This is a genomic window from Elioraea tepidiphila DSM 17972 (genome assembly GCF_000378465.1).
GTDB lineage: Bacteria > Pseudomonadota > Alphaproteobacteria > Acetobacterales > Acetobacteraceae > Elioraea > Elioraea tepidiphila.
This window is the reverse complement of sequence record NZ_KB899950.1, coordinates 1-20907: the sequence shown is the minus strand read 5'-3', so window position 1 is coordinate 20907 and position 20907 is coordinate 1. Positions and strand designations below refer to the sequence as shown.

Genomic DNA, 20907 nt, shown 5'->3' with positions numbered 1-20907 from the left:
CCTGCCGCCCTACAGCCCGGACCTGAACCCGATCGAGATGATGTTCGCCAAGCTCAAGACCCTGCTGCGAAAGGCCGACGAGCGATCCATCGCCACCGTATGGCACCGCATCGGCGCCCTGCTCGGCGAGTTCTCACCCACCGAATGCGCCAACTACTTCCGGCACGCAGGCTATGCTTCACCGTAAATGGATCAGGCTCTAGACGAGCAGGTTTACGACCGCCCAGACGGTGCCGGCGGCGATCGCAAGCGCACCCGCCGCCGGCGCCAGTCCGGCCAGCCGCGGTGCACGCGTCCCTGCGGGCAGACGCTTGATCCCGGTCACCATCGCCTCGATCAACTGGTGGCCGACGACTCGGTAGGCGAGCACCACGACCACGTGCAGGATCACCACGATCAGCAGCAGATCCGAGATGCGGTAGTGCCAGGTCGTCAGCCGGTCCGACATCTCCTTGCCGGCCAGCGGAAACAGCGGGCCACGGAACAGGATGTCGTCGTTGGCGAACAGGCCGGTCACCGCCTGCGCCAGCACCAGCGCGAGCATCAGCAGCACGGCCCAGCCGCCGAGCGCGTTGTGCGTGGTCTCGTGATCGGGCCGGCGCCCGAGCAGCGCGCGCAGATGCCCGATCGCCGCGCCGGGGCCGCGCAGGAACGACGCGAAGCGCGCGCTCTCGCTGCCGAACAGTCCCCAAAGGATGCGGAACAGCACCAGCGTCAGCGCGGTGTAGCCGCACAGGGCATGGAGCCGCATGTCGTGCGCGCGCACGGTCAGGAACGAGCCGACCAGGGTCAGCGCGAGCGCCCAGTGGAACAGCCGGGTCGGCAGGTCCCAGACCTTGGTCTCCACGGTCGCATCGCCCTCGCCGCGCATCCGCTGCTCCTTCCGCCGTTCAGCGGGCGTGACGATAGCCGGGGCGCGGCGCGGCGATGAGCGCACCTCTGCGCGAGCGGGCACGCAGGCGATGATCGAGGCGGCGATCGCCCTGCTCGGGCCCTGGCGGTCGCCGGCACTCGCCTTCGCGGTCGCGCTCGTCGCGACACTGCTGATGCGGCCCGCGCCGGCGATGGCGGGGATGGCGGCGGCCCTCGGCCTGCTCGCCGGGCTGTTCGACGTGTTCGGGGTGATGATCGTGACGCCGCGCATGCTGCCCGAGCGCCTGCCCTGGCTGGTGCTGGCGGCGGCGCTGGTCGGGTTGGTGCTGCAACCGGCGCAGCCCGGCGCCCGCGGCAAGGCCGTGCTGCTGGTCGCTCTCGCGCTGCCGGCGTCGTGGTGGATGCTGGGCGCGCCGCGCACTCCCGCCGACCTGACGCGCGTCGCCCTGCTTGCTCCTGGAGTGGCGGGGGCCTTCGCGCTCGCGCTCGCGCAGTGGCGGCGCGACCGCGGCGTCCAGCCGGCCTGGCGCGGCGCGGCCGCCGGTGCCGTGCTGGCCGTGGGCCTCTCGCTTGCCGGCGCGCCCGCCTTGTTCGCCGGTCTCGCCGCCTGCGTCGCGGCCGCCGCCTTCGGCACGGCCCTGGGCGTCGCGGGGCGCGAGGACGCGCGCATCGGCGATGCCGGCACACTGCCGCTCGCCGCCGGGGTCGCCGGCACGGCCGTCGCCGCCGGGCTCGCCTGGCCGAACACGACGGTGCTCGCGGCAGCGCTGCTCGGTCTTCTGGTGCTGGCGCTGCCGTTACCCGACCAGGGCAAGGAGAGCCGGTCCTGAACGCAGCCGTGCATTGCGGCGACGCGGCACAGAGACTAAAGATTCAGATGTATCAACAGTAAAAAGGGCGGACGGGGGACCATGCGACCGTATGTGGTCGGTCTTCTCGGCCTGCTGACGATCCTCGGCGCCGTGTGGATGGCGCTCGGCGAGCGTGACAGGGACCTTGCGAGACTTGTCTCCGATCTGACCCGCGGCCCGGCGCAGGCGCCGCCGGCCGCGCCCGTCGCCGCTCCGGTCGCGCCCGCCGCTCCTCAGGCGGCGCCCGCGCAGGTGGCACCGCCCCCGCCGCCGCGGCCGAGCTTCGACATCGTCCGGGTGAACGCGCGCGGCGATGCCGTGATGGCCGGCCGGGCCGCGCCGCATGCCGAGATCGTCATCCTCGACGGGCCGCGCGAGATCGGCCGCGTGAAGGCCGATGATCGCGGCGAGTGGGTGTTCGTGCCGTCCGGCCCGATGTCGCCGGGCGGGCGCGAACTCTCGCTGCGCGCGCGCAACACGGACGGCTCGGTCTGGGAGTCGGCGTCGGCCGTCGTCCTGGTCGTGCCCGAGCGCGACCGCGATGTCGCCGGCCGGCCGCTCGCGCCCGGTGCGGCGCCGCCGCCGATCGCGCTGCTGACGCCGCGCGAGCCCGGCGGCGCGCTGCAGGTGCTGCAGGCGCCGCGTGCCGACGCCCCCCCGCCCGCCGCGCCGGTGGCGGAGCCCCAGCCATCGGAACAGCAGGCCACGGCACCCGCCCCGGCGCCGGCTGCCGCGGCGGTTGCTGCGCCGCCGCCTCCGGTCGCCGCACCCGTGCCGACGGCGCCGGTGACACCGCCCGTCGCTGCGGCCCCTGCGCCGGTCGCGCCCGCGGCCCCGGATCGGCCAGCCGCGCCGCCGGCGGCCGCCGCCGCCCTGTCCGAGGCGGCGTCGCCGCCAGCGCGTCCCGGCACGCCCGCACCGGCGGCACCCGTGTTCGCCACCCCTTCCCCCTCCGCATCGGGCCCGTCCGCGGCGTCGGCGCCGATCACCGCGTCACCTGCGCCGCCACCGCCCACCGCTACGGCGGCTCCACCCGCGCCGGCCGTGGTGGCGGCCGCGCCGACGCTCGAGCCGGCGCGGCCGACCGCCGTCGCCCCGCCGCAGGGACGTCCGCCCGGCGGCGTCTCGGTCGATGCGGTGGATTACGGTCCCGGGGGGGATGTCAGCTTCGCGGGCCGCGCGAATCCGGGCGAGTCCGTGCGGCTCTACCTCGACGGCCAGCATCTCGGCGACACGCGCGCCGACGCGGAAGGGCGTTGGAACCTCGCGCCCGCGGCGCCGATCGAGCCCGGCCGCACCCAGGCGCTGCGGGCGGATCAGGTCGCGCCCGACGGGCGTGTCACCGCGCGCGTGCAGGTGCCGTTCCAGCGCGCCGAAACGCCACCCGAGGGCCTGCGCGAGGGCAGCGTCATCGTCCAGCCCGGCCAGTCGCTGTGGCGGATCGCCCGCGAGACCTACGGGCGGGGGATCCGCTACACGGTGATCTACGAGGCGAACCGCGAGCAGATCCGCAATCCGGACCTGATCTATCCGGGCCAGATCTTCGTGCTGCCGGGCGCGGCGGGCGGCGGCTGACCCTCAGGCGGGGCGGGCGCCGGCCTCGTCCAGCAGGTCGAGGCAGGGGGCGAGCCGCAGCACGAAGCGCGTCGCCGCCACGATCAGCCGGCTCACGGTCGCCGGCGCGCCGAGCTCCTCGACGGCCTCGACCACGACGCCGTGTCCGGGCGTCAGCGCGACCTGCCAGCCCTTGTCGGCTTCGGCACGCAGGGCCGCGAGAGCGGCGAACACGCGGGGACGCAGCGGCGCGGCCTCGGCCGTGAAGGGGACGTGGCCGGCGAGCACCGAGAGCCTGAGCCGCGCATCGGCACAGAGCTCGGCGCGGATGCGCCGCCCGCGCCAGCGGAACCCGAAGCCGGCCGGGCGCGACGCGTCGCAGGCGTGCAGCACGCCGTCCCGATCGACCAGGAAGGGCCCGAGCCGGCCGAGTTCGCGTGCGGCGGTGATCATGCCCTGCTCTATGCCGCGCCGGCGTAAAGCGATCTATAACGCCGCAACCATGAGCCTGCTCGACACCACCGCCTCGGTCTTCGCCCGGCCGCACCGTGCCGGCCTGCCGTTCATCGTCGGCGCCGCGGCGGCGGGGCTCGTCGGCGGCTTCCTCTGGTCGGGGCTGCTGTGGCTCGGCATGGCGGCGGCCCTGTTCTGCGCCTTCTTCTTCCGCGACCCCGACCGCGCCGTGCCGACGCGCGAGGGGCTGCTGGTCGCGCCGGCCGACGGGCGCGTGGTGTCGATCGCCACCGTGTCGCCGCCGCCCGAACTCGCGTTGGGCTCGTCGCCGCGCGTGCGGATCGCGACCTTCCTGTCGGTGCTGGACGTGCACGTGAACCGCGCCCCCTGCGCGGGCACGGTCAAGGCGATCGCCTACCATCCCGGCAAGTTCCTCAACGCCGCCGAGGACAAGGCCTCGGAGGAGAACGAGCGCAACGCCATCGCGATCGAGCGGCCGGACGGGCGCACGGTCGCGGTGGTGCAGATCGCCGGGCTGATCGCGCGCCGGATCGTCTGCGAGATCGAGGAGCGGCAGACGCTGCGCGCCGGCCAGCGGATCGGGCTGATCCGCTTCGGCAGCCGGGTCGATCTCTACCTGCCCGAGGGTGCGGCGCCGCTGGTCGCGGTCGGCCAGCGCATGGTCGGCGGCGAGACCGTGATGGCCGATCTCGCGTCCTCCGAACCCGCGCGGACGGCGGAGCTCGTCTGATGCGCCCGCCGCTCACCCCCGCGGTCGAGCGCTGGCGCCAGCGCATCCGCCGCCGCTCGCGCCCGCGCTTCCGCGGCCTCTCCTTCAACCGGCTGATCCCCAACCTGATGACACTGGTGGGGCTGTGCGCCGGGCTGACGGCGATCCGCTTCGCGCTGATGGAGCGCTGGGAGGCGGCCGCGATCGCGATCGTCATTGCCGCCGTGATCGACGGTCTGGACGGGCGGATCGCGCGGCTGCTCAAGGCGACCTCGCGCTTCGGCGCCGAGTTCGACAGCCTGGCCGACTTCCTCTGCTTCGGCGTCGCCCCGGCACTGGTGCTCTATCTCTGGACGCTCTCCGTCTGGGGCGGGCTCGGCTGGGCGCCCTGCCTGATGTACGCGGTCTGCACCGCGCTCCGGCTCGCGCGCTTCAACGCCGCGATCGACGGCGCGCCCAGGCCCGCCTACGCCTACAACTTCTTCACCGGCGTGCCGGCGCCGGCAGCCGCCGGGCTCGCGCTGTTTCCGCTGTTCCTGTTCCTCCAGGCCGAGGCGCATGGCGTGGCGATGCTCGCCGACATCGCGCGGCACCCGATCCTCTCCGCCGCCGTGCTGCTGGCGGTCGCGGCGCTGATGGTCAGCACGCTGCCGACCTGGAGCTTCAAGAACTTCAAGGTGCCGCAGGAATACGTGCTGCCGCTGCTGCTCGGTGCCGGGCTCTATGTCGCGCTGCTGGTGAGCGAGCCCTGGGCCGGGCTTGCCGCGGCGGGCGTGATCTATGCCGCGCTGATCCCGCTCGGCGTGCGCAGCTACCGGCGGCTGAAGGCGGAGGCCGAGCTGCCCGGCGCCGGCGACGAGCCGCAGGAAAGGCGCACGGCATGACCGAGGCGGAGACGCGCCGGCTCGCGATCGGGCTGATGCACACCATGACGCGGATCGCCGAGGCGCTCGCGAACCTGAACGCCGCCCAGACCATCGTGACGGAGGCGGTGCTGCGGCTTGCCGCCGGGGAAAGGCTTGATCCCGCCGCGTTGCGGACGCATCAAGAGCACATGCAGGCGGCGCAATTCGCGATTCGCGGGCTGGCCAAGGAGCTGGAAGCGTCGATCGACCTTCTGGAGGCAGGGCCGCATGGCTGACGGGCCTGATCTCAGCCTGCTGCGCCAGCGCATCCGCGAGATCGAGCGTCGGGTGGGCAACGGCGGCGCGCCGCTGCTGCCCAACGATCTCGGTGCGCGCGTCGATCAGCTCGAACGCGAGGTCGCCGACATCGCGGCGATGCTCGCGCGCATCGAGGCGATGATCGCGCGGATCGACGCCACCGTGCCCGCGGCCGCGACCAAGGCCGAGGTCGAGCGGCTGCGCGCGCAGGTCGCCGCGCAGTTCGCCGAGAAGCCGAGCAAGGCCTATCTCTGGGTGCTGCTGCTGCTGTTGCTGATCGCCGCGATCGCGGCGCCGCGCCTGGCCGCAATGGTCGCCTGATACCGGCCTGCCGAGGCTTTCACCACGGCAGGCCGGTCCTTCGGGTTCCGTTCGCGCGTGGCCGCCCCACCAGCCCCACGCGCGGTGCCCGGCCGCCAAAGATTGAGCATTTGGCAGCCGGGTATGATTACTCCGCCGCCTTCGGCTGCTGGACAGGCTTGGGCGCCGCACCGCGGCGACGTTCCACCACCACGCCCGATTCCTTCAGCGCCGCGATCTCCTCGTCCGAGAAGCCGTGCGCGCGCAGCACCTCCGCGCCGTGCGCGCCGAAGCGCGGCGGTGCCTCGCGCGCCCCGCCGGGCGTGCGGGCGAACTTGATCGGCGTGTTCAGCCCCCGGTACCAGCCGATCTCGGCGATCATGTTGCGCGCCGCCGTGTGCGGCTCGGCCACCACCTCGTCGAAGTAGCGCACCGGCCCGGCCGGCAGCCCGGCCGCGAGCAGCCGCGTGCAGAGTTCGGTGCCGTCCTCCTCGGCCACAATCGCCTGCACCTCGGCCGAGAGGGCGGGGCGGTTCGCCAGCCGGTCGGCGTTGGTGCGGAAGCGTGCATCCTCGGCGAGTTCGGGCCGGCCGAGCAGGCCGCACATCTTGCGGAAGGTCGCGTCGTTGCCGGTGCCGATGAAGATGTCTCCGGTGCGCGTACGGAACGTATCGTAGGGTGCGAGGTTCGGGTGCGGGTTGCCGGTGGCGACCGGCCGCTTGCCCGAGAGGAAGAAGTTCGCCGCGTGCGGGTGCAGCAGCGCCATGCCGCAGTCGTGCAGCGTCATGTCGATGAACTGGCCCTGGCCGCTGTTCGCGCGCTCATAGACCGCCATCAGGATCGCGATCGCGCTGAACAGACCCGTGCCGATATCGACGATCGGCGTGCCGAGGCGCACCGGCCCCGTTTCCGGCGTGCCGTTGATGCTCATCAGGCCCACCATCGCCTGCACGATCGCGTCGTAGCCGGGGAAGCCGCCGAGCGGCCCCTCGGCGCCGAAGCCCGAGACGCGGCAGTGGATCAGGCGCGGGAACCTGGCCTTCAGCGTGTCGTAGCCGATGCCCCATTTCTCCATCGTGCCGGGCTTGAAGTTCTCGATCAGCACGTCCGCGCCGTCGAGCAGCCGCAGCAGCACCGCGCGCGCGTCCGGCTGCGCCAGATCGAGCCCGATCGACTTCTTGTTGCGGTTGACGCCGATGAAATAGCTGGCGTCGCGCGTGCCGTCGTCATGCGCGTGGAAGGGCGGGCCCCAGTCGCGCACCTCATCGCCCTGCGGCGGCTCGATCTTGATCACCTCGGCGCCGTGATCGGCCAGCACCATGGTGCAGTACGGCCCGCCGAGCACGCGGGTGAGGTCGATGATCTTGAGGCCGGCAAGCGCGCCTGGGCTGAGCATGGGTGCCTCCTTACGCCGCGCGCGCGCCGAACACGCGGGCGCAGAACTGCGGATAGGTGTCCTCGAGTGCGGCGCGGATCGGCCCCGCCAGCGCGGCGCGATCGGACTCGGAGGGGCCGCGCGTCTCCGGGACAGCGTCGGGTTCGTCGTAGTCGAAGCCGGTGGCCTCGCGCACGCTCTCACGCGTCTCGCCCGGATGCAGCGAGGCGAGCGCGAAACGGGCGCGCGCGGCGTCGAAGGTGAACACGCAGCGTCCGGTCACCAGCGCCTGCGGCGAGCCGCGCCGGAACACCCCCGGCGGCGACACGCCCGGGGCGGAGACGTAGTCCACCGTCGGCACGAGCACGCGCGGCGAGTGTTCCTCGCGAAACAGGATCACGCGCGGCACGGTGAAGGCCATGAAGGCCGAGCCGAAATTGCCCGGCAGGCGCGCCGACGATCCGGCCGGTGTGCCGGTGCCGATCAGGTTGATGTTGGCCTGCCCGTCGATCTGCACGCCGCCGAGGAAGAACAGGTCGATGCGTCCCTGGCCGGCGAGATCAAACAGCTCGCGCGCGCCCTCGGTGAACGGATTGCCGACGCGCTGCTGGAGCAGGCTCAGGCGCACATCGTGTCCGCGATGGCGCGCCAGCATCACCGCGTGCGCCGGGATCGGGCTCGCCGCGCCGACCGCGGCATGGCGCACCGGGTGCGGATGCGGGGCGGCGATCAGGTCGGCGATCGCCGCGATCAGCAGTTCCTCGCGCGCGACGGTCATTCCGCCGCCTTCGGCATCGGCGCGAGCACATGCGCGGCGAGATAGGCGCGGAACCCCTCGTCGGTGCGCGCCGCCTTGGCATAGGCGTCGATATGCGCGGCATCGGCGCCGTAGAGGTCGAGCAGGCCGAGCGGCCAGGCGCCGCGCTCGGCGACCGCCACGGCCGACACGTAGAGCGACGAGATCACACCGGGCGCGAGCCGCTCATCCTCCATCAGGTTGCCCTCGACGATCCGCTCGGCGGTGACCAGCGTGGCGCGCGCGGCATGCGCGATGGTGGCGAGCTCGCGCCGCCGCCCGACCCAGACATTGCCGTGACGGTCGGCCATCGCGGCATGGATCAGCGCGAGGTCGGGCACGAGGGCGGGGACGAGCACGATCGGGTCCGGCGCGTCCGCGAACGGATTGTCGATGACTTTCCAGTCGGAACGCTGGGGCAGCAGGTCGGTGCCGATCATCCCGCGCAGCGGCATGAAGGGCACGCCCTTCTCGGCCGCCTGGAGGGCCGTGTGGACGGCCGGGCAGGTCGCGTCCGTGAGGCGCAGCGAGCCCGCCTTCATCGCCGCGGTGAAGCGCGGCGCGAGCCCCGCCTCGCCAAGCGTCACCGCCGAGGTGGTCAGCGACCGCACACAGCCCGCGCCGATCAGGAGATCGGTCGCGAAGCCCGAGATCGGCACGCCGAGGAGATGCAGGTCGCGCACGCCGCGGCGGATCAGCGCGCGCACGAGGCTCACCGGGCAGAGCGAGTTGTCCGGTGGCAGTGCCACGAAGGCGCCGTCGGAGACGCGCGCGGCCAGCGCGTCGAGGCTGTCGAGCGGGACGGTCATGCGGCGGTCCTCCCGCCGGCATCCTGCACCGTGCCGGGCGCCGGCGGAAGGCCGCGCGGGGTCAGGCTGCCTTGAGCTCGGCGACGATCCGGCCGAGCTCGCCGCGCAGCCCGCGTCAGCCGAGCCAGCGTGCGAGGAACGCGGCCGTGCGCCCGTTGGCGATCGCGGCCGCCCGTCCGTCCCAGTGCTGGCCGTCCACGCGGGCAAAGGCGTGATCCACACCCGGATAGACATGCGCCTCGACACGCGGGTTGGGCAGGACCGCGGCCAGCACCGTGCCTTGCGCCTCCTTGGAGACGAACTTGTCGTTCTCGGCGATATGCATCAGCAGTGGGTTCGCGGCATGGCGAAGCTCACCGGCCAACCCCTCCAGCATCACGCCGTAATAGGAGACGTTGCAGTCGGCGTCCGAGCGGATCGCCATGAGCGCCGCCAGCCGCCCGCCGAGGCAGAAGCCGATCGTGCCCGCCCGGCCATTGCAGCCTTCGAGGCGGCGCGCCGCGGCGAGCGTGGCCTTCAGGTCCTCGACCCCCTTGTCCTGGTCGAACGCCTTGAGCAGCGCGAAGGCCTTGTCCCACTCCGCCTGGGTCTTGTCGGTGAGAGAGACGCGTGGTTCGAGCCGCCAGAACAGGTCGGGGCAGACGCCGATGAAGCCCTGATCGGCGATCGCGTCGGTGATCGCGCGCATCGCCGGGCTGACGCCGAAGATCTCCTGGATCACGACCACCGCACCGGCGGGCGTTGCTTTCGGCCGCGCGACATAGGCGAAGAACGCGCCCGAACCGTCCGCCGCCTTGATGCTGATCTCGGTCATCGATCCTCCTCCGTCCTGCGCGGCGCGGAGCATATCCGCCATGTGCGCGCCAGGCCACCGCCGGGCCGCCCTTGCCGCAGCGGCGCCGGACCCCACCTGCGGGAAAGCCGACAGGAGCCCGCATGCTGACCGAGACCGACGATCCCGCCGCCGCCCTGCTCGCGGCCCGCTACGGCGCCTCCGCGCCGGAGGTGCGGCTGCGCTGGAACAGCGTGGTCGAGACGTTGCTGAACCACCGCTCGGTGCGCGCCTATCGTCCCGACCGCTTGCCCGAGGGCACGCTCGAGACGGCGATCGCCGCAGCGCAATCCGCCGCCACCTCCTCGAACCTGCAGACCTGGAGCGTGGTTGCCGTCGAGGATCCGGCGCGCAAGGTGCGGCTTGCGGCGGTCGCGTCCAACCAGAAGCACATCGTCCAGGCGCCGCTGTTCCTGGTCTGGCTCGCCGATCTCTCGCGGCTGGAACGCGTGGCCGAGGCGCAGGGGCTGGAGGCCGAGGCGCTGCGCTATGTCGAGATGCTGATCGTGGCGATGGTCGATGCCGCGCTCGCGGCGCAGAACGCCGTGGTGGCGGTCGAATCGCTCGGCCTCGGAACGGTCTATATCGGCGCGCTGCGCAACGACATCACCGCGGTGGCGCGCGAGCTCGCGCTGCCGCCGCATGTGATGCCGCTGTTCGGGCTCTGCGTCGGCTACCCGGACGAGACCGCGCCGGCAGCGATCAAGCCGCGGCTCGCGCTCGAAGCCGTGCTGTCGCGCGAGCAGTACTCGACCGACGGCGAGCGCCAGGCGGTCGCGTGCTATGACGCGGCGTTCGCCGCGTTCCAGGTGAGCCAGGGATTGCCGGAGGAGCGCTGGTCGGCGCGCGCCACCGGGCGGGTGCGGACGCGCGCCGCGCTGCATGGCCGCGACCGGCTGCGCGAGGCGCTCAACGGGCTCGGCTTCCGGCTCGACTGATCAATCCCCGTCCTTCGGGTCGTACATCACGCCGGTCGCGGCGAAGCCGCCATCGACGTTCAGCATGTGGCCGGTGACGAAGCCGGCATCGTCGCTGCACAGGAACGCGACCGCGCCGGCGATCTCGGCCGGCGTGCCGTAGCGCTTGATCGCCATCCGGTCGAGGAAGGCGGCGCGCTGGCGCGGCCCGTGCCTGGTGCGCGCGATCTGGGTCGGCCCGGGGGCGACACCGTTCACCAGGATGCCGTGCCCGGCGAGCTCGACCGCCAGCACCTTGGTCAGCATCTCGATCCCGCCCTTCGATGCGCCGTAGGCGACGCGGCCGGTGCCGCCGAACTGGCCCGAGACCGAGGAGACGGTGACGATCCGCCCGCCTGGCGGATCGGCACGCACCATCGCGCGTGCGGCCGCGCGGGCGGAGAGGAAGCAGCCGAACAGGTTGGTGCGCACGATGTGCTCGAAGGTCTCGAAGGCGATCTCGAGCACGGGGCTGCGGTCGGTGATGCCGGCATTGCACACGGCGATGCGCAGCGGCCCGAATCGCGCCTCGGCTTCCGCGACCGCGGCCTCGCAGTCGGCCTCGCGCGTCACGTCCATGCGGAACGGTGCCGCAGCGAAGCCGGAGGCCGTGATGTCGGCCGCGACCCGCTCGGCCGCCTCGGCCTTGATGTCGGCGACCAGCACCGCGGCCCCCTCGCGCGCGAGCCGCTCGGCGATCCCCGCACCGATCCCCGACCCGCCGCCGGTGACGAGTGCGGCGCGTCCCGCGAGCCTCACGCCGCGTCCTCGATCGCGATCACGCGGGCCGGCGCACCGTCGGAGTCCGGCAGGCGGATCGGCAGCGCGAACACCTCGTTGCGCGGCTGTTTCAGTGCGCCCATGTTGCAGAGATACTCGAACATGATGATGCCGTGCCTCAGCAGGTGGTAATGCGTCACGTGCTCCGGCAGCGGCGGACGCGGCTGGCCGGTGAGGAAGAAGCGGATGCAGCGATCCTGCGGGAAGTCGAAGCCGACCGCCTTGATGCCGCGCTCGCGCAGCCAGATCGCGCCCTCCGCCGTCATCCAGGGCGCGTTCAGCCAGAACCCCGGCGTGTCGAGGCTCTCGCGCTCGTCCCAGCGCGCGCGGATCAGGGCGATGTCGCCGGGGCGGAGATGGGCGCCCGCCTCCACCAGCACCGCGCGCTCGATCGGGCTGTTCGCCGGGACGGCAGAGACGTCCACCACCGCGCCGGGCCCGACCGTCATGTCGAGCGTGATCGCGTCGGTCGTGAACCCCTCGGGATCGACGTGTCGGGGGCTGTCCATGTGCGTGAAGGCGTGCACGTTCCAGCCCGCCCAGGTCGCCTGGCCGGCCCCGGAGTCGTGCGTCTTGACGAAGCGCCGCTCGACCTGCCAGCGGAAATGCCCCGTGCGCACAGGCGTCGAGAGGTCGATCAGGCGCCGCATCGCCGCCGTCACTGGTCGCGCCAGGGCTGCTCGGCCCAGAGCCGGCGCAGCGCCTCGGCCTCGCGGTACACCAGCGCGCGCGTGTCCTCGGCGTTCAGGTAGCGCAGCGGGATCTCCAGCCGCTCGGCCTCGCTGATCCAGGCGCGGTCGCGCATCGTCGCCGCCAGCATGTCCGCGAGCCGCTCGCGGATCGGCTGCGGTGTCGCGGCCGGCACGACGAGGCTGCGCACCACGCGCGTGTCGAGCGCATAGCCCGCCTCGCGGAAGGTCGGCACATCGGGCGTCATCGGGAAGCGCTCGGCCCCGGCCGAGGCGAGCGGGCGCACTCGTCCGCTACGGATCAGGCTCATGCTCTCGCCCATGTTCATGGACGCGACCTGGATGTGCCCGCCGAGCAGCGCGGTGACCGTCGGCGCCTGGCCCGCGAAGGGGATGTGGTTAAGCCGGATGCCGGCCGCGCGCTCCAGCCCGATCATCAGCAGATGATCGTCCGAGCCGATCCCGGCCGTGCCGACCGAGACCGCGCCCGGATTGGCGCGCGCGAAGGCGACGAGATCGGCGACCGTGCGGAACGGGCTGTCGGGCGCGACCTGGAACGCGGACGGATCCTCGACCACGCTGCCGAGGAAGGCGAAGTCGTCGAGCGTGTAGCGCGGCTGGCGCTCGATGGTGATGGTCTGAAGGCTCGGCGTGATGACGGTGCCGATCGTGTGGCCATCCGGTGCGGCCTGCGCCATCGCGGTGTAGCCGATCTCCGCGCCGGCGCCCGGACGGTTCATCACGACGAAACGCGCGCCGCGCAGGTGCCGTTCGAAATGCGGCACCATCGCCCGGATGTTCACATCCGTGCCGCCGCCCGGCGGGAAAGGGACGATGATCTGGATCGGCCGCTCGCCCGGCCAGGCCTGCGCGCGTCCGACCGCGGGCGCCGCAAGTGTGGCGCCCGCAAGCAGCGTGGCGCGACGCGATATCAGCATGGACCCTCTCCCTTGCCGTCGTTGCGCGCACCGTAGGGTTTGGCGCGGCGCGTGCAAGGGAGTTTCAGCTACCGCCGCGGCGGCTGTCCCCTCGGCACCGCCGGCATCTGCATCGTCTGGTAGCCGGGCGGCACCTCGAACCGCTCGGCCGGCTGGCGGTCGAGGCTGACGCGCGTCGCCTCCATCGTGCCGCCCTCGCCGTCCGCCTCGAACTCGCCGCGCAGCATGATGCCGTGCTCGGTCACGCAGGCCGTGCCCTGCGGCTTGCCCTCCCGGATGACGCGGTAGACCGTGCAGGCGAGGCCGACGACCCGGTCGGTGCCGACGCGGGTGAGCCTGACGTCCTTGTCGAACCGGCTGATCGGCACATCCCTGTCCCCCGGGGCGCCGCCCGAGAGCTCTATCGCCATGCGGCTCTCATGCTGGAGCACCCACATGCGTGACCCGCCGAGCTCCATGATCATCGAGATGTTCTGTCCGGCGTCGGCCATGTCCACGCGCTGGCGCTTCGTCGCCGCGCTGAAGGACATCTCCATGGTCTTCGGCGCCTCGGCGCCGAACCCGGTCATCGTGTAGGTGGCCGCGTAGTCGCGCGTCGGCACGCGCGGCGGCTCCTGGGCGGCGGCGGGCGAGACGAGCGCGAGCGTGAGCAGCAGGGCGGTTCGGCGCATCGGGGCTCTCCGGAATCAGGAGTGCGCACCTTGCCGGGATCACCGGGAACGGGTCAACCGCGACGCGGTGTGAAGCCGCGCACACCCTCCGACCGAAGCCGCGCGATAGGCTTCCGATGGCGCAATGACCGACTGCCGAGAGCGATCCGGGTCGGCAACGATCGCGCCACGCCCGAACAGAGGAGACCGAGCATGCGCATGTCCATCAAGGACGTCCCGCTGCCGGTTCGGCGCCTCGCGGCTCAGCACCTCGAATCGCTCCGCGGCACCGAACTGATGAGCGGCATGGAGGACGCGCGTCTTGCCGACACGGTGGTGCCGATCCAGCGCCCCGACATCGACGGCGTCGCCTATTACGAGTTCGCCGTGATGGGCGGGCGTGGCGGCGGCACCGCGCTGCGGCTGGCGACGCGCGGCCTCGCCAAGGGAGGCGACTGCGGTTGCGGCGGGAAGGACGCGCCGACAGCGCCGGGCGCGGGGACGATGGCCGCACGCGGCTTCGTCATCGTCACGAACGGCCGGCACGACCTGCCGATCCCGCACTGGAGCCTCGACCAGGCGCCACCGAGCGTTGCGGTGATGCAGCGTCAGGAGGGGTTCTGCCCCAAGGACGGCGAGATGGGGGCCGAGCCGGCGCGGCTCTATCGGCTCGACGCGCTTGCCTATGCGGCGGAGGACGCGAACGGCAGGCTGGTCGGCCAGCTCGGGCAGATCCCGTCGCTGATCGTCGGCCTGCCGCATCGGCTCGAGCGGTACGCCGGCGCGATCTCCGGCGCGATCGCCACGCCGTTCGGCGAGCAGCGCACCGACGAGGGCGCCGAGAACGCGCGCCACGAGGTCAAGACCAGCGGCCCGGACGCACCGCAGCTCGCGACGGCCGAGCCCGATGGCTGGGCCGACTTCAAGAAGCGCTACGCCGACGCGTTCGGGCCCATGCTCGACCATCTGCGCGACCGCGCCGCGCGCGTGTGGGAGACCGAGGAGGCGGTCGCGCGCTTCGGCGAAGGCATCCTCGCCGGCACGACGCATCGCGTCGCGCTGCTCGACGAAGCGAAGCTTGAGATCACCGGCGAAGGCGCGCGCCATGTGCGCGCGAGCGTCGAGGAGACCCCCGGCGGCGCGCCGGTGCTGGTGCTGACGGCGAGCCCGCTCTCGCTGCCGCAGGAGCTCGATCTCCAGGTCGCGGCCAGCTACGCCGACGGCACGAAGGAGATGCTGCGCTTCTTCGTCGTCAGCCGCGATGTCCCGTCCAACACCAAGGCCGATCGGTCGCGCGACGGCCTGATCGAGTGCGAGGAGTGAGGCGATGAGCTGGACCTACTACTGGGCGGCCGGCGGCCATGGCGCGCAGCCGCTCTACAACCAGTTCCAGCATGCCGGCTGCGCGGTCGGCTGCGGCGGGGTCGCCTGGGCGATCCTGTTCGCCTGGGGCGACCGCCAGGCCGAGACCGGCAACGCGTACTGGGCCGGGCGCTGGGGCCTCTACCGGCGCGATGGCGGGCGCGGGGCGAACGACATCGCACCGCTCTCGATGACCGAGGGCGTGCGCACTGTGATCCGCGAGCTGCGCGGCCAGATCGGCACGTTCTGCGCGTTCGGCTCGGGCGCGACCTTCCCCTGGAACATGCCGGGGGCGCGGTCGTATCTGAGCGGCCGCACCTACACCCGGCTTGATGCGCATTGGAACAGTGTGGGCTGGCACGAGGGGCGGCTGCGCGAGTATGCGCGCAACTCCATCCGCGACCGGCGCACGCCGGCGGTGATCGGCACCGGTTGGCTGAACCACTACCCGGTCGCCTACGGCTATGCGTGGCAGCGCCGCACCATCCGCCGCTGCTTCATCTTCTGCTGGACCGAGGAGGTCTATGACCGCTGGTTCTACGTCAACCAGGGCTGGGGCGGCTCCGGCAATGGCTGGGTCGAGGCCGGCACCTGGTTCGCCGGCGAGATCAGGCCGTAGCCCCGAAGCGCGCTGATCCCTGTCCGCGCCGGGCCGGGATCAGTCGCGCGCGCGCAGCGCCAGGATCTCGGCGCGCAGCATCGCCGGATCGGGGTCGGCGAGGAACCGCGCCGGCGCCTCGAGCGCGACCAGAAGCCGGCGGCGATACTCGGCGCGCGGAATCTCGATCGCACCGAAGCGGGCGAGATGTTCGGTGACGAACTGCGTGTCGAGCAGGCGGAACCCGCCGAGCCGAAGCCGCGCCACCAGATGCACGAGCGCGACCTTCGAGGCATCGCGCGCGGCCGAGAACATGCTCTCGCCGAAGAACGCGCCGCCGAGTGCCACGCCGTAGAGCCCGCCAACGAGCCGTCCCTGCTGCCAGCACTCGACCGAGTGCGCGTGTCCCATCACGTGCAGCGCGCCGAACAGCCGTTCGATCTCGGGATTGATCCAGGTCTCGGGCCGATCCGGCGTGGGCGCCGCGCAGCCGTGCATGACCTCGGCGAAGGCGGTGTCGCAGCGCACCTCGAACGCGTCCGACAGCACGGTGCGCGCGAGCCGCCGCGGCAGGTGGAACGCATCGAGCGGCTGCACGCCGCGCAGTTCCGGATCGAGCCAGTAGAGCCGCTCGCCGTCGCGACGCTCGGCCATCGGGAACAGCCCGGCCCGGTAGGCGCGCAGCACGAGGTCGGGCGTGATCTCGGTCAGGCCCGCCCCGTGGCGCGTCATGCGTTCTCCGGTTCCGGGCCGCGCGCGACGAAGCGCTCCAGCCAATGGATCGTGTAGTCGCCGGCGACGAACTCCGCGTCCTCGACGATCCGGCGATGCAGCGGCAGCGTCGTGGCGATGCCGTCGATCACGAACTCCTCCAGCGCGCGGCGAAGCCGCATCAGCGCCATCGCCCGGTCCGCACCATGGACGACGAGCTTGGCGACCAGGCTGTCATAGTAGGGCGGCACGGTGTAGCCGGCATAGAGTGCCGAATCGACGCGCACGCCCAAGCCCCCCGGCGCGTGATAGGTGGTCACTTTCCCGGGGGTCGGCAGGAAGGTGTCGGGGTCCTCGGCGGTGATGCGGCACTCGATCGCATGGCCGTTGAAGCGGATCTCGTCCTGGCCGAAGCCGAGCGGGATGCCCGCGGCGATGCGGATCTGTTCGCGCACCAGATCGACGCCGCAGACCATCTCGGTGACGGGATGTTCGACCTGCAATCTCGTGTTCATCTCGATGAAGGCGAACTGCCCGTCCTGGTAGAGGAACTCGAGCGTGCCCGCGTTCCGGTAGCCGATCTCGCGCAGTGCCGCCGTCACGGTGGCGCCGAGCCGGTCGCGCTCGGCGGCATCGAGCGCGGGGCTGCCGGCCTCCTCCACCAGCTTCTGGTGACGGCGCTGCAACGAGCAGTCGCGCTCGCCGAAATGCACCACGTTGCCGTGCGTGTCGGCGAGCACCTGCAACTCGATGTGGCGCGGCCGATCGAGATACTTCTCCATGTAGACGGCATCGTTGCCGAACGCGGCCTTGGCCTCGGTACGGGCGATCCGGAACGCGTCCGCCACGTCCTCGATCGTGCGCGCGACCTTCATCCCGCGCCCGCCGCCACCGGCGGCCGCCTTGATCAGCACCGGCGGACCGATCCGCCGCGCCACCGCCTCGGCCTCCTCGATCGTGTCGACCGGCCCGTCCGAGCCCGGCACCAGCGGCACGCCGAGCCGCGCCATGGTGCGCTTGGCCTCGATCTTGTCGCCCATCATGCGGATGTGGTCGGGCGAGGGGCCGATGAAGGCGATGCCGTGCTGCTCGACGATCGAGGCGAACTCGGCGTTCTCGGAGAGGAACCCGTAGCCCGGGTGGATCGCGTCCGCTCCCGTGATCGCGGCGGCCGAGAGGATCGCCGGGATGTTCAGGTAGCTGTCGCGCGCGGGCGGGGGGCCGATGCAGACGCTCTCGTCGGCGAGGCGGACATGCATCGCGTTCGCGTCCGTCGTCGAGTGCACCGCCACCGTGCGGATGCCCATCTCCTGGCAGGCGCGATGCACCCGGAGCGCGATCTCGCCGCGATTGGCGATCAGCACCTTCTCGAACATCGCTAGTCGAGCAGCATCAGCACCTCGCCGTACTCCACCGGCGCGCCGCTCTCCACCAGGATGCGGCTGACGGTGCCGGCTTTCGGCGCCTTGATCTGGTTGAAGGTCTTCATCGCCTCGATCAGCAGCAGGGTCTGGCCCTGCGCGACCGTGTCGCCGACCTTGACGAAGGGCGGGGCACCCGGCTCGGGGGCGAGGTACGCGACGCCCACCATGGGCGAGGTCACGGCGCCGGGATGGGCCGCATCCGGCGCGGGCTCGGGCCGGGCGGGCTCGGCCGGCGGGGCGACGGCGCGCGCGCCGGCGGCGGCGGGGCCCGCGACCACCGTGGCCTGCGCCAGGGCGCGCGCGACACGAAGCCGGCTCTCGCCCTCGGCGATCTCGATCTCGGCGAGGCCCGTCTCGTCGAGCAGCCCGGCGAGGCGGCGGATCGCCTCCTCGTCGATCTCGATCCGCTTCATCGCGCCGTCCCCCCCATCCGCCGCGGCGCCGCCTGGCCGGTGCCGATCAGCCCGAGCAGGCCCGCCATGGCCTCGATCGCGAAGCCGTAACCGGAGGGCCCTAGCCCGGCGATGATCCCCGTGGCTGCCTTGCCGGTGATCGATGTGTGCCGGAACGCCTCGCGGCGGTGGATGTTGGTGACGTGCACCTCGATGACCGGCAGGTCGGTCGCCAGCAGCGCGTCGAGCAGCGCGATCGAGGTGTGGCTCAACCCGCCCGGGTTGATGACGATCCCGGCGGCGCGGTTGCGGCAGGACTGCACCCAGTCGATCAGCTCGCCTTCGTGGTTGGACTGGCGGAACTCGATCGCGAGCCCGTGCGCCGCCGCGCGCGCCTCGCACAGCGCCTCGACATCGGCGAGCGTGGTGCGGCCGTAGAGCTCCGGCTGGCGCGTGCCGAGCAGGTTGAGGTTGGGGCCGTTGTAGACGGCGACCAGGGGGGCGGCCACGGGCTTGGATTCCTGGGGGTTGACGGGTGGGGCGCCTTAGCACGCACTTGCGCGGCCCCGCAACGCGCGCTCGCGCCCGAAGGCCGGGTGCGCTAAGCCGACAGGGCCATGTCCGCGCTCGAACTCGCGACGATCGCCGCAATCGTCGTGCTGCTGGTGCTCTCCGCCCTCTTCTCGGGCGCCGAGACCGCCTTCACCGGCGCCTCCCGCGCCTTCATCACCCGCCGCGCCCGCTCGGGCGATGTCCGTGCCGGCCGGCTCGCCGCCCTGCGCGAGCGCAAGGACCGGCTGATCGCCGCCTTGCTGGTCGGCAACAACCTGGTCAACACCACGGCGACCGCGCTCGCGGCCGGATTGCTGATCGCCTGGTTCGGCGAGGAAGGCGTGCTCTACGCCTCGATCGCGATGACGGTGACGCTGGTTCTGGTCTCCGAGGTGCTGCCCAAGACCTGGGCGATCCAGCACCCCGACCAGGCGGCGCTGCGGGCGACGCCGCTGCTCGCTGTCGTGAACCGGGTCTTCGGCCCGCCCGCCTCGGCGGCCAATGCCGTGGTGCGGATGATCCTGGCGCGGTTCGGCGTGCGCGTCGGCGGCGAGCGCGGCCAGACCGAGGAGGAGCTGATGGGCGCGATCGCGCTGCACGGCGAGGGTGAGGAAACCCCGGCCGAGGCCGCGGCCGCGGTCGAGGAGCGGCGGATGCTGCGCGGCGTGCTGGCGCTCGACGATCTCACCGTCGCCGACGTGATGACCCATCGCAGCCGGATCGAGGCGCTGGACGCCGATGCCGGCCCGGAGGCGATCGCCGCGCGGCTGGTCGCGACCCGGCATTCCTGGCTGCCGCTCTGGCGCGATGGCGGGCGGGACCTGCTCGGCGTGGTGGAGACGCGGGCGGCACTGCGGGCGCTGGCGGCCGCCAAGGGCGATGCGGCGGCGCTCGACCTGCGCCGGCTGATGGAACCTTCGCCCCTGGTGCCGGAGACGCGGCCGCTGCTCGACCAGCTCCAGGCGTTCCGCCGCTCGCGCCGGCATCTCGCGGTGGTGGTGGACGAGTACGGCCAGATCGAAGGCCTGGTGACGCTGCACGACCTGATCGAAGTGGTGGTGGGCGAGATCACGGAGGCGGGCGAGCAGATCCTGGCCGATGCCGTGCGGGGCGCAGGCGAGGTGGAGGTGCCGGGCGAGACGCGCGTGCGCGATCTCAACCGCGAGCTCGACTGGGCCCTGCCCGAGGACGAGGCGATGACGGTGGCGGGGCTGCTGATGGCGGCCGCGCAGGGCATGCCGAAGCGCGGCGAGGCGGTGGAGATCGCGGGCTACCGGCTGGCGGCAGCCGATGTGCGGGGGCGGCGGATCGCGCGGGTGCGGATCGTCGCGCCGCGGGCGGAGGCGGGGGCGGGGTAGCGGGCAGTCGGATTTGGGCCTGGGGCCGTTGCGGGGAGCGGTGTCGGCTGCGGCCGTTGCAGGCGCATGCGCTCAGAGTCCGTTTGAGGATCACGGATGGGCGACGCGTCGGAGCAGAAGTGCGCTCATGGCGACGTGGATCATGGCTTCGGACACGTCGAGGCGCTTCTCGTAGTCGCGGACGAGACGCCGCCAGCGGATCATCCAGCCGAAGGTGCGCTCCACGACCCACCTGCGCGGGATGACCTCGAAGCCTTTTGCCGTGTCGGAGCGGCGCACGATCTCGACGACGAAGTTGAGGAAGGCGGCCTTTTCCATGAGCTTTGTGCGGTCGTAGCCCGCATCGGCGAACAGGTGCTTCAGCCACGGCCAGCGCTTGCGGATGGCGTCGAGGATGGTCTGCGCGCCAGCACTGTCCGACACGTCGGCGGGCGTGAGGTTCACCATCAGCAGCCGTCCGTCCGTGTCCACGGCGACATGGCGCTTGCGCCCGACGATCCGTTTGGCCCCGTCGTAACCCCGCTCTGCGGCGAACGGCGCCTTCACCGTCTGGCTGTGGCCTTCGGCCGACCTTCGGTCTCCGAGCGCCCCGCCTGTCGGGCTGGCTTCCCGGCCAGCCGCCTCGCGATCCAGCATCAGCGCCACGTCGTGGATGGTGCGGAACAGCAGCCGCCGGACGAAGCGGCGGAACCACCAGTAGACCGTCTGCCATGGGCCGAAGTGCACCGGCAGCATCCGCCAGCCACCCGCGCTTCGTGCCA

General features: G+C 72.4%; 25 protein-coding genes and 1 pseudogene. 11 read left to right on the top strand and 15 right to left on the bottom strand.

Annotation, left to right across the window (positions count from 1 at the left end; translation table 11 throughout):
- Positions 1-187, top strand: a pseudogene (locus tag F563_RS0120515) (IS630 family transposase); the annotation flags it as partial.
- Positions 188-199: 12 nt separating this feature from the next.
- On the opposite strand, the gene F563_RS0120510 reads toward F563_RS0120515, so the two are convergent.
- On the bottom strand, positions 200-871 hold the full coding sequence (locus F563_RS0120510) for a cytochrome b/b6 domain-containing protein (protein ID WP_019016569.1): 672 nt from the start codon (positions 869-871) through the stop codon (positions 200-202).
- 91 nt (positions 872-962) lie between these two features.
- Between F563_RS0120510 and F563_RS0120505 the strand changes: the two genes are divergently transcribed.
- Both F563_RS0120505 and F563_RS24205 read left to right on the top strand, forming a co-directional pair.
- Positions 963-1703 carry a hypothetical protein gene (locus F563_RS0120505; protein ID WP_019016568.1) on the top strand — a complete coding sequence of 247 codons (741 nt, stop codon included), beginning with the start codon at positions 963-965 and terminating at the stop codon, positions 1701-1703.
- Positions 1704-1784: 81 nt separating this feature from the next.
- On the top strand, positions 1785-3299 hold the full coding sequence (locus F563_RS24205; RefSeq protein WP_019016567.1) for a LysM peptidoglycan-binding domain-containing protein: 1515 nt from the start codon (positions 1785-1787) through the stop codon (positions 3297-3299).
- A 3-nt stretch (positions 3300-3302) separates the two neighbouring features.
- Here the strand turns inward: F563_RS24205 and F563_RS0120495 are convergent, their stop codons facing one another.
- The gene (locus tag F563_RS0120495; protein WP_019016566.1) at positions 3303-3731 is read right to left on the bottom strand and encodes a hypothetical protein; all 429 of its coding nucleotides are present in this window, start codon (positions 3729-3731) and stop codon (positions 3303-3305) included.
- 49 nt (positions 3732-3780) lie between these two features.
- On the opposite strand from F563_RS0120495, the gene F563_RS0120490 reads away from it, so the two are divergent.
- The 4 genes from F563_RS0120490 to F563_RS0120475 are packed head-to-tail and all read left to right on the top strand — an operon-like array spanning position 3781 to position 5945.
- Positions 3781-4482, top strand: coding sequence for a phosphatidylserine decarboxylase (locus F563_RS0120490; RefSeq protein ID WP_019016565.1), 702 nt, complete (start codon positions 3781-3783; stop codon positions 4480-4482).
- On the top strand, positions 4482-5345 hold the full coding sequence (locus F563_RS0120485) for a CDP-alcohol phosphatidyltransferase family protein (RefSeq protein WP_019016564.1): 864 nt from the start codon (positions 4482-4484) through the stop codon (positions 5343-5345). The genes F563_RS0120490 and F563_RS0120485 overlap by 1 nt, the downstream gene beginning before the upstream one ends.
- Positions 5342-5602: a hypothetical protein gene (locus tag F563_RS0120480; protein ID WP_019016563.1), complete on the top strand. Its 261-nt coding sequence runs from the start codon at positions 5342-5344 to the stop codon at positions 5600-5602. Before F563_RS0120485 ends, F563_RS0120480 begins: the two co-directional genes overlap by 4 nt.
- On the top strand, positions 5595-5945 hold the full coding sequence (locus F563_RS0120475) for a hypothetical protein (protein WP_019016562.1): 351 nt from the start codon (positions 5595-5597) through the stop codon (positions 5943-5945). Before F563_RS0120480 ends, F563_RS0120475 begins: the two co-directional genes overlap by 8 nt.
- Positions 5946-6072: 127 nt before the next feature.
- Here F563_RS0120475 and F563_RS0120470 read toward each other — a convergent pair whose 3' ends face one another.
- From F563_RS0120470 to F563_RS0120455, 4 genes are all read right to left on the bottom strand, one after another.
- Entirely contained in the window at positions 6073-7320 is a 1248-nt protein-coding gene (locus F563_RS0120470) for a CaiB/BaiF CoA transferase family protein (RefSeq protein ID WP_019016561.1), read from the bottom strand.
- 10 nt (positions 7321-7330) lie between these two features.
- Entirely contained in the window at positions 7331-8077 is a 747-nt protein-coding gene (locus F563_RS0120465; RefSeq protein ID WP_019016560.1) for a CoA-transferase, read from the bottom strand.
- Complete coding sequence (locus F563_RS0120460; protein ID WP_019016559.1) at positions 8074-8904, bottom strand: CoA transferase subunit A; 831 nt, start codon at positions 8902-8904, stop codon at positions 8074-8076. Before F563_RS0120460 ends, F563_RS0120465 begins: the two co-directional genes overlap by 4 nt.
- A 115-nt stretch (positions 8905-9019) precedes the next feature.
- Positions 9020-9718, bottom strand: coding sequence for a dienelactone hydrolase family protein (locus F563_RS0120455; RefSeq protein WP_019016558.1), 699 nt, complete (start codon positions 9716-9718; stop codon positions 9020-9022).
- 122 nt (positions 9719-9840) lie between these two features.
- Between F563_RS0120455 and F563_RS0120450 the strand changes: the two genes are divergently transcribed.
- The gene (locus F563_RS0120450) at positions 9841-10674 is read left to right on the top strand and encodes an NADPH-dependent oxidoreductase (RefSeq protein ID WP_019016557.1); all 834 of its coding nucleotides are present in this window, start codon (positions 9841-9843) and stop codon (positions 10672-10674) included.
- Here F563_RS0120450 and F563_RS0120445 read toward each other — a convergent pair whose 3' ends face one another.
- The 4 genes from F563_RS0120445 to F563_RS24200 form a co-directional block, all read right to left on the bottom strand.
- On the bottom strand, positions 10675-11451 hold the full coding sequence (locus F563_RS0120445; protein ID WP_019016556.1) for an SDR family NAD(P)-dependent oxidoreductase: 777 nt from the start codon (positions 11449-11451) through the stop codon (positions 10675-10677). It abuts the gene before it with no gap.
- Positions 11448-12122 (bottom strand): cyclase family protein, encoded by a 675-nt coding sequence (locus F563_RS0120440; RefSeq protein WP_026299758.1) that lies wholly within the window; start codon positions 12120-12122, stop codon positions 11448-11450. The genes F563_RS0120445 and F563_RS0120440 overlap by 4 nt, the downstream gene beginning before the upstream one ends.
- Before the next feature lie 8 nt (positions 12123-12130).
- Positions 12131-13099, bottom strand: a complete 969-nt coding sequence (locus tag F563_RS0120435; protein WP_019016554.1) for a Bug family tripartite tricarboxylate transporter substrate binding protein — start codon at positions 13097-13099, stop codon at positions 12131-12133.
- Positions 13100-13167: 68 nt separating this feature from the next.
- The gene (locus F563_RS24200; protein ID WP_019016553.1) at positions 13168-13770 is read right to left on the bottom strand and encodes a DUF4412 domain-containing protein; all 603 of its coding nucleotides are present in this window, start codon (positions 13768-13770) and stop codon (positions 13168-13170) included.
- 192 nt (positions 13771-13962) lie between these two features.
- Here F563_RS24200 and F563_RS0120425 point away from each other — a divergent pair, with 192 nt between their 5' ends.
- Together F563_RS0120425 and F563_RS0120420 are read left to right on the top strand one after the other, a co-directional pair.
- Positions 13963-15072: a hypothetical protein gene (locus tag F563_RS0120425; protein ID WP_019016552.1), complete on the top strand. Its 1110-nt coding sequence runs from the start codon at positions 13963-13965 to the stop codon at positions 15070-15072.
- Positions 15073-15076: 4 nt separating this feature from the next.
- On the top strand, positions 15077-15730 hold the full coding sequence (locus F563_RS0120420; RefSeq protein ID WP_019016551.1) for a hypothetical protein: 654 nt from the start codon (positions 15077-15079) through the stop codon (positions 15728-15730).
- A gap of 39 nt (positions 15731-15769) precedes the next feature.
- On the opposite strand, the gene aat is transcribed toward F563_RS0120420, so the two are convergent.
- The 4 genes from aat to aroQ are packed head-to-tail and all read right to left on the bottom strand — an operon-like array spanning position 15770 to position 18745.
- On the bottom strand, positions 15770-16441 hold the full coding sequence (gene aat / locus F563_RS0120415; RefSeq protein WP_019016550.1) for a leucyl/phenylalanyl-tRNA--protein transferase: 672 nt from the start codon (positions 16439-16441) through the stop codon (positions 15770-15772).
- Positions 16438-17796 carry an acetyl-CoA carboxylase biotin carboxylase subunit gene (gene accC, locus F563_RS0120410; RefSeq protein WP_019016549.1) on the bottom strand — a complete coding sequence of 453 codons (1359 nt, stop codon included), beginning with the start codon at positions 17794-17796 and terminating at the stop codon, positions 16438-16440. Before accC ends, aat begins: the two co-directional genes overlap by 4 nt.
- 2 nt (positions 17797-17798) lie before the next feature.
- Positions 17799-18257: an acetyl-CoA carboxylase biotin carboxyl carrier protein gene (gene accB, locus F563_RS0120405; RefSeq protein WP_019016548.1), complete on the bottom strand. Its 459-nt coding sequence runs from the start codon at positions 18255-18257 to the stop codon at positions 17799-17801.
- A complete protein-coding gene (aroQ, locus tag F563_RS0120400) occupies positions 18254-18745 on the bottom strand; it encodes a type II 3-dehydroquinate dehydratase (protein ID WP_019016547.1) in 492 nt (163 codons plus the stop codon). The genes accB and aroQ overlap by 4 nt, the downstream gene beginning before the upstream one ends.
- A gap of 108 nt (positions 18746-18853) precedes the next feature.
- On the opposite strand from aroQ, the gene F563_RS0120395 reads away from it, so the two are divergent.
- On the top strand, positions 18854-20146 hold the full coding sequence (locus tag F563_RS0120395; protein WP_019016546.1) for an HlyC/CorC family transporter: 1293 nt from the start codon (positions 18854-18856) through the stop codon (positions 20144-20146).
- Positions 20147-20236: 90 nt separating this feature from the next.
- Here the strand turns inward: F563_RS0120395 and F563_RS0120390 are convergent.
- Positions 20237-20907, bottom strand: a 671-nt coding sequence (locus tag F563_RS0120390; RefSeq protein WP_026299756.1) for an IS5 family transposase, incomplete at its 5' end; no start/stop codon positions are given.